General features: G+C 59.9%; 6 protein-coding genes. All 6 read right to left on the bottom strand.

All coding sequences use genetic code 11. The features are described from left to right. A partial coding sequence (locus PMI09_RS00045) for a phosphoribosylaminoimidazolesuccinocarboxamide synthase (RefSeq protein ID WP_037081400.1) occupies positions 1-696 on the bottom strand: 696 nt, incomplete at its 3' end. Between the two features lie 81 nt (positions 697-777). Continuing rightward, positions 778-2,529, bottom strand: a complete 1,752-nt coding sequence (locus PMI09_RS00040) for an SLC13 family permease (RefSeq protein WP_007787693.1) — start codon at positions 2,527-2,529, stop codon at positions 778-780. 99 nt (positions 2,530-2,628) lie between these two features. Continuing rightward, positions 2,629-3,324: a phosphoribosyltransferase gene (locus tag PMI09_RS00035; RefSeq protein WP_007787691.1), complete on the bottom strand. Its 696-nt coding sequence runs from the start codon at positions 3,322-3,324 to the stop codon at positions 2,629-2,631. A gap of 4 nt (positions 3,325-3,328) precedes the next feature. Beyond that, positions 3,329-4,135: a pseudouridine synthase gene (locus PMI09_RS00030; protein ID WP_007787689.1), complete on the bottom strand. Its 807-nt coding sequence runs from the start codon at positions 4,133-4,135 to the stop codon at positions 3,329-3,331. A 184-nt stretch (positions 4,136-4,319) separates the two neighbouring features. Continuing rightward, positions 4,320-4,526, bottom strand: coding sequence for a hypothetical protein (locus PMI09_RS00025; protein WP_007787687.1), 207 nt, complete (start codon positions 4,524-4,526; stop codon positions 4,320-4,322). Between the two features lie 131 nt (positions 4,527-4,657). Further along, positions 4,658-4,993, bottom strand: coding sequence for a hypothetical protein (locus PMI09_RS00020; RefSeq protein ID WP_007787685.1), 336 nt, complete (start codon positions 4,991-4,993; stop codon positions 4,658-4,660). Positions 4,994-5,250 lie beyond the last annotated feature (257 nt).

The raw sequence follows: 5,250 nt of genomic DNA, 5'->3' as shown, positions 1-5,250 counted from the left end.
GGGGGGGGGGGGGAGCCAGTAGCGGCTGCTGTCCGGTGTATGAATTTCATCCGCGAGAATGATGTTGCCATTCTCGTCCGTGCCGAACTCGTATTTGGTGTCGACTAGGATAAGGCCCCGCTTGGCCGCAAGGTCCTGGCCGCGCGCGAAGAGAGCCAGTGCGTAACGCGATAGTGTCTCCCACTGCTCCTTGGTCAAGAGACCGCGCTCGACGATCTCTGCCGGCGTCAGCGGCTCGTCGTGGCCGCCATCGAATTCCTTGCTGGTCGGCGTAATGACCGGCGTCGGAAGCTTCTGGTTGTCGCGCATGCCGTCCGGCAGTCGCATGCCGTACATCTCGCGCTCGCCTTTCTTATAGAGCGTGAGGATCGACGTCCCCGTCGTGCCGGCGAGATAGCCGCGAACGACGACTTCGACCGGCAGGATATCGAGACGCTTGCCGATGACGACGTTCGGATCGGGATAGTCGAGAACGTGATTGGGGCAGATGTCCTTCGTCGCCTCGAACCAGTAGCGAGCCGTCTGCGTCAGCACCTGACCCTTGTAGGGAATGCAGGTAAGAATGCGGTCGAAGGCGCTCAGTCTGTCGGTGCTGATGATGATGCGCTGCCCATCCGGCAGGTCATAGTTCTCGCGAACCTTGCCGCGATAGTAATTGGGGAGCTCTGGGAAATGGGCTTCGGAGAGGATTCGCACGGGCTCGACCATCCTTCTGCATTGATCGTGAACTTTCCCCTGCTCTAGTTCCATCGCCGGGGATGTCAAGCAAACCCGCTCCTAAAGCCAGAAGAGATAGATGAGAAGTAGCGTAAGACCATAGCTGACCACCGTCAGCAGTGCCCCGGCCTTCAGGAAGTCGCTGAAGCGGTAGCTCCCGATCCCCATGGCCAGCGTATTGTTATGGTGGCCGAACGGCGTCAGAAAATCCAGCGAGGCGCCTGCGGCGACGGCAATCAGATAGGCGGATGGAGACTGATGCCCGGTTGCTGCGAAGGCGACGGCGATGGGGCTCATGACGATCGCGACGGTCGCGTTGTTGACAAAGGGCGTCAGGAGCATTGACAGAAAGAGAACGAGCGCCACCCCCGTGGTCGGTTCGGCCAGCGACACCATGGAACCGAGCGCCGCCGCGATGACTTGGGCGGTGCCCGTTGTAGCGACGGCGGAACCTATCGGGATCATCGCACCGAGCATGATAATGATCGGCCAGTTGAGGTCCGCCATTGCCTGGCGAATGTTCAGGTAGTTGAGAAGCGCCAGGACAAGCACGACGCCCGCAAACGCAATGTCAGGTGTGACGAGTTCAAAGGCCGTTGCCGCGACGCCTGCGGCAAAGATGGCAAAGGGCTGCCAGGACGATGCCGACATTCGGAACGGCGGCTGCGACGCCAGCGGAAGACACTCGCACTCCTCGAGCGCTTCGGCGATCGCCTTTTGCTCGCCCTCCAGCACCAGAATGTCGCCAATCGACAGCTGCAGATCGGCAAAGCGCCCCTCGATCCGAGGTGAGCGCATCGAGAGGGCGGAAACCGTGACGTCGCGACTGCTGAACACCTCCAGAGAATGCAGTCGCGAGCCGATCAGCGTGCTCTCCGGCATCACGACCGCCTCGACATAGTCGAGATCGGCAATGGCTGCGCTCTGATGTCGCTGCGGAAGCAGCGTTCCGGACGTTTGAAGGCCATCAAAAACCGTATCGTCCGCTTCGGCCAACAGCAGGTCGCCCGCCTCGACGACCAGTTTATCGGGCGTCCCGAACACGAACTTGTCATTGCGAACGAGGGTATGGGGCTGCAGCGAGAATCGATCGGGGAGATCCGACAGGGGCGCGCCGATCAGCGATGAACCCGCAGGAATACGTCGTTCGGTGATCCTGCGTCTTGCTCGCGAGGCAGTTTCTGCCGAAGCCGTCCCGTCGATTTCCTGCGGAAATAGCCGCGGTGCGAGCCATGCGGTCAGCACGATACCAACTACAGCGACAGGCAGACCGACATAGGCAAAATCGAAGAGTCGGAAGCCGGTGCCGCTCGTCTCCGCCCAAGCATTGCTGACGAGCATGTTCGCGGGCGTACCGATTAGCGATACGATGCCGCCCAGGAGCGCCGCAAAAGAGATAGGCATGATCAACTGCCGTTTGGGTATCTCGAGCGCAGCACTGACGCGCAGCGTTGCCGGCAGGGCGATCGAAAAGGCGCCGATGTTATTCATGAAGATGGAGATGAAGCCGGTCGCTCCGGACAAAGTGGCGATGACCGCAGTGTTGGAAAATCTAGCGTGCACGAAAAAATCCGCGAGCCGATCGAACAATTGCGCCCGTGCCAGCACCTGCACGACGAGCAGGATCTCCACGACCGTCACGACCACGGGGCTCGCGAAGCCGGAGAACACCTGCTCGGCGGAATAAAGGTGGAGGGCATAACCGGCGAGCAGTCCGGCAATCGCAATCACCTCGATGCGGAAGCGTTCCAGTGAAAACAGGACGAGCATCGCGAGCAGGAGGATCAGCAAGGATGCTTGCTCGAACGTCATGGCTTGTCCCGAACCTCAGTCCACCGGGAGAATGTAGCGGTTCGGGCCGCGCTGTATAGAGCGAAATCTCCCATTCCGTGCTCCACGCCGACAACGCGCTCAGTCAGCGGGCCGGCGCCAGGTGCCGGTCTCGGTCATCTCCAGCATCGGGGTGGAAAACACGCCCACTATTCTTTCCCGCCATTGTGATCCGGCTGCATCGAGCGCTCCGCACCAACGGCGCGACTGCAGCATCGCAGCACCGATCGCAACAGGCTCGATGCCGCAACCGGCGAAAAGCTGCAGCCCGGAAATGATCGAGGTGCCGCTGGAAATGACGTCGTCGATCAGCGCCACGCGTTGGCCCTCCAGCAACGGCAGCATGCGGGGATCTATATAGAGACGTTTCTGTTGGCTTGGGGTGGTAATCGACGAGAGCGCCACGGACAGGTCGTCGCGGTACCAGAATTTTCGGGACGTTCCGAGCGGCACATATCGCGAGTGCCCCAGCTTTTGCGCCACGGCAGCTGCGAGCGTCAGCCCAAGTGTCGGCAGGCCCGCAACAACCTCGACCTCGAAAGATTTCAGCTTCTCGGCAAGCGACTGAGCCAGCAAATCGAGAACCTCGAAACTCGCCTGATTGATGATCAGCGAGGCCAATGCATGCTGCCCGTCTGCCAGCACGCGTACCGGCAGGCGAAGCTGGCGCCCATCGTCCAGCTCGGCGACATAGGAAGATGAGAAGTCTCCGTCGCTCCTGAAAGTGCCCGGGTTGTGAACTTCCTGCCAAAACTCGTGCGCCGCCAATTCCGTCATGCACTCAATTCCGTCTTGCCGGTTCCATGCCTGCGCTCCGGCGCAGTTCCTTTAATTCTGCATCCGTCAAGGCGCGCACTGCTCCCTTCGGCAATTCGCCGAGCGCCAAGCCCCCGATCGCAACCCGCACGAGGCGGAGGCATTCGATATCCAGGGCTTCCAGCATGCGACGGATCTGGCGGTTGCGGCCTTCATCGAGTTCGACCTCGATCCAGGCGTTCTTGTCGCCGCTCCTCAATAGCGCCGCGGACGTTGCCCTCAGAACTTCGCCGTCGTGGTGGACGCCAGAGGTCATCGCAGCCAGCATCTGGGCATCCATGATCCGGTTGACCTGGACATGGTAGGTCTTCGTGACATGGGTGAAGGGGTCGAGCAGCGCCTGGGCGAAGACGGTATCGTTGGTAAAGAGCAGCAAACCTTCGCTTGCCTTGTCCAATCGGCCGACCGGCGAAAGGTGCGGCGCTTCGAAGTCCCTGAGACAGTTGTAAACGGTGGGTCGGCCTTCGGGATCATCGCGCGTCGTTACCAGCCCGCGTGGCTTGTTCAGCATCAGATAGATCTTCGCCTCGGCGGCCACCTCGGTGCCATCGACGCGGATCTTGGCCGATGCCAGGTCCACCCAGGCGGAGATGTCGGTGACTTTGCGACCATCGACTGAGACGCGCCCCTCTAGGATCAGCCGTTCAGCTTGTGTCCGCGAGCAATGGCCGAGCTTTGAAAGCGCACGCGGCAGGGTTACCCGCTTGCCGGGCGCTTCGCCGTTCGGTCTTGCGCGCTCGCGCGATTTCTGAGGTGAGCGCCGTTGCCTCACTCTGTACCATCCTGTCAATTCCGTTGATCAGGTTCTGACACGAACACTTTCATGATGCCAGCAAGACGCCGACAAAACGCGGGGAAAAATTAGACGCTCAAGGGTTGGTGGGTGGCGAAGGTCAAAAAGCCAGACGGCGCTTTACGCGCCATCCAATTCGTCTTCGGGGAGAGATCGGCAAGCCTTAGTGGCAAGCCATGAAACCGGCGAGTTCCTGGCGGCTGATAACGACACCCGCGGCCGCTTTGGCGGGGTCCGGATGAGTATAGGCTAGGCAAGGCAATTCAGGTAATTCAAGGGCTTGGCGCATGTTCATGATGCCGACCGCCTTGCGGCCGTTGACACCGTCAACACTGACTTCGACTATAAAGTGCGCTTTCTGGTTCTCCATGAGTAATCCTCCCGCCCATTTTAGCCGCAGCAATAACGACTAAACTTGGTTTTTCTAAGACCAAAGTATTACGAGCCGCATTGACCTCCAGATCATGCGGCTCGCGATAAAAGCGGAGCGTTTCCGCTATATCAGCGCCACCAATGGTGTGGCGGCTGTTGGCTGCCGCTCAAGAGATAGCCAGCTAGAAAACCGATCGCACCGGCAAGTGCCAGCGCGGTCGTCGTCACCGCTGCATGCTCGCGGGCAGCGCCTGCGGCGGCCACACCTTCGGCCCGGATCTGGGCAACGGCGCCCTTTGCGCGGGGGAGGGCATCTCCATAAGCCTTGCCGGCACGGTCGCGCACTTCGTAATAGGCTTCGGCACCCTGCGCCGAGATCATTTTCTGCAGGCGGGATACTTCCTGCTGGAGCGCGGCGATATCCTTGCTGACGGATGCTCTGATGTCGTCGGTGGTGGCAGCCATGTCTTTCTCCTTTCCTCTACACGAACGAGAACACGAAAGAGCTGCTTTAGGTTCTGCGCGATTTGATCCGTGTAAGGGGCAAATGATCCTCATCCGCTGACTTTCAACCCTCAAACGCCGCTTTTGCGCTGTTCGGATAGGACAGAAAACGGCTGAAGCCACGATTTTTGACCATTTGATAAAGGAATTTCGAAGTCGGCTGGAGCGCCGTTCGGCACTGTAAACACTCCTTCAGAAAATCCGTCAATCGAATCAAT

Origin of the sequence: Rhizobium sp. CF122 (genome assembly GCF_000282035.1) — a bacterium.
Lineage (GTDB): Bacteria > Pseudomonadota > Alphaproteobacteria > Rhizobiales > Rhizobiaceae > Rhizobium.
This window is presented reverse-complemented; position numbering and strand designations above follow the sequence as displayed.

What these genes read in the sequence shown, in the direction of transcription:
- PMI09_RS00040 (WP_007787693.1), bottom strand. Translation starts at nt 2,529, where the DNA reads ATGACGTTCGAGCAAGCATCCTTGCTGATCCTCCTGCTCGCGATGCTC.
- PMI09_RS00035 (WP_007787691.1), bottom strand. Translation starts at nt 3,324, where the DNA reads ATGACGGAATTGGCGGCGCACGAGTTTTGGCAGGAAGTTCACAACCCG.
- PMI09_RS00025 (WP_007787687.1), bottom strand. Translation starts at nt 4,526, where the DNA reads ATGGAGAACCAGAAAGCGCACTTTATAGTCGAAGTCAGTGTTGACGGT.
- PMI09_RS00020 (WP_007787685.1), bottom strand. Translation starts at nt 4,993, where the DNA reads ATGGCTGCCACCACCGACGACATCAGAGCATCCGTCAGCAAGGATATC.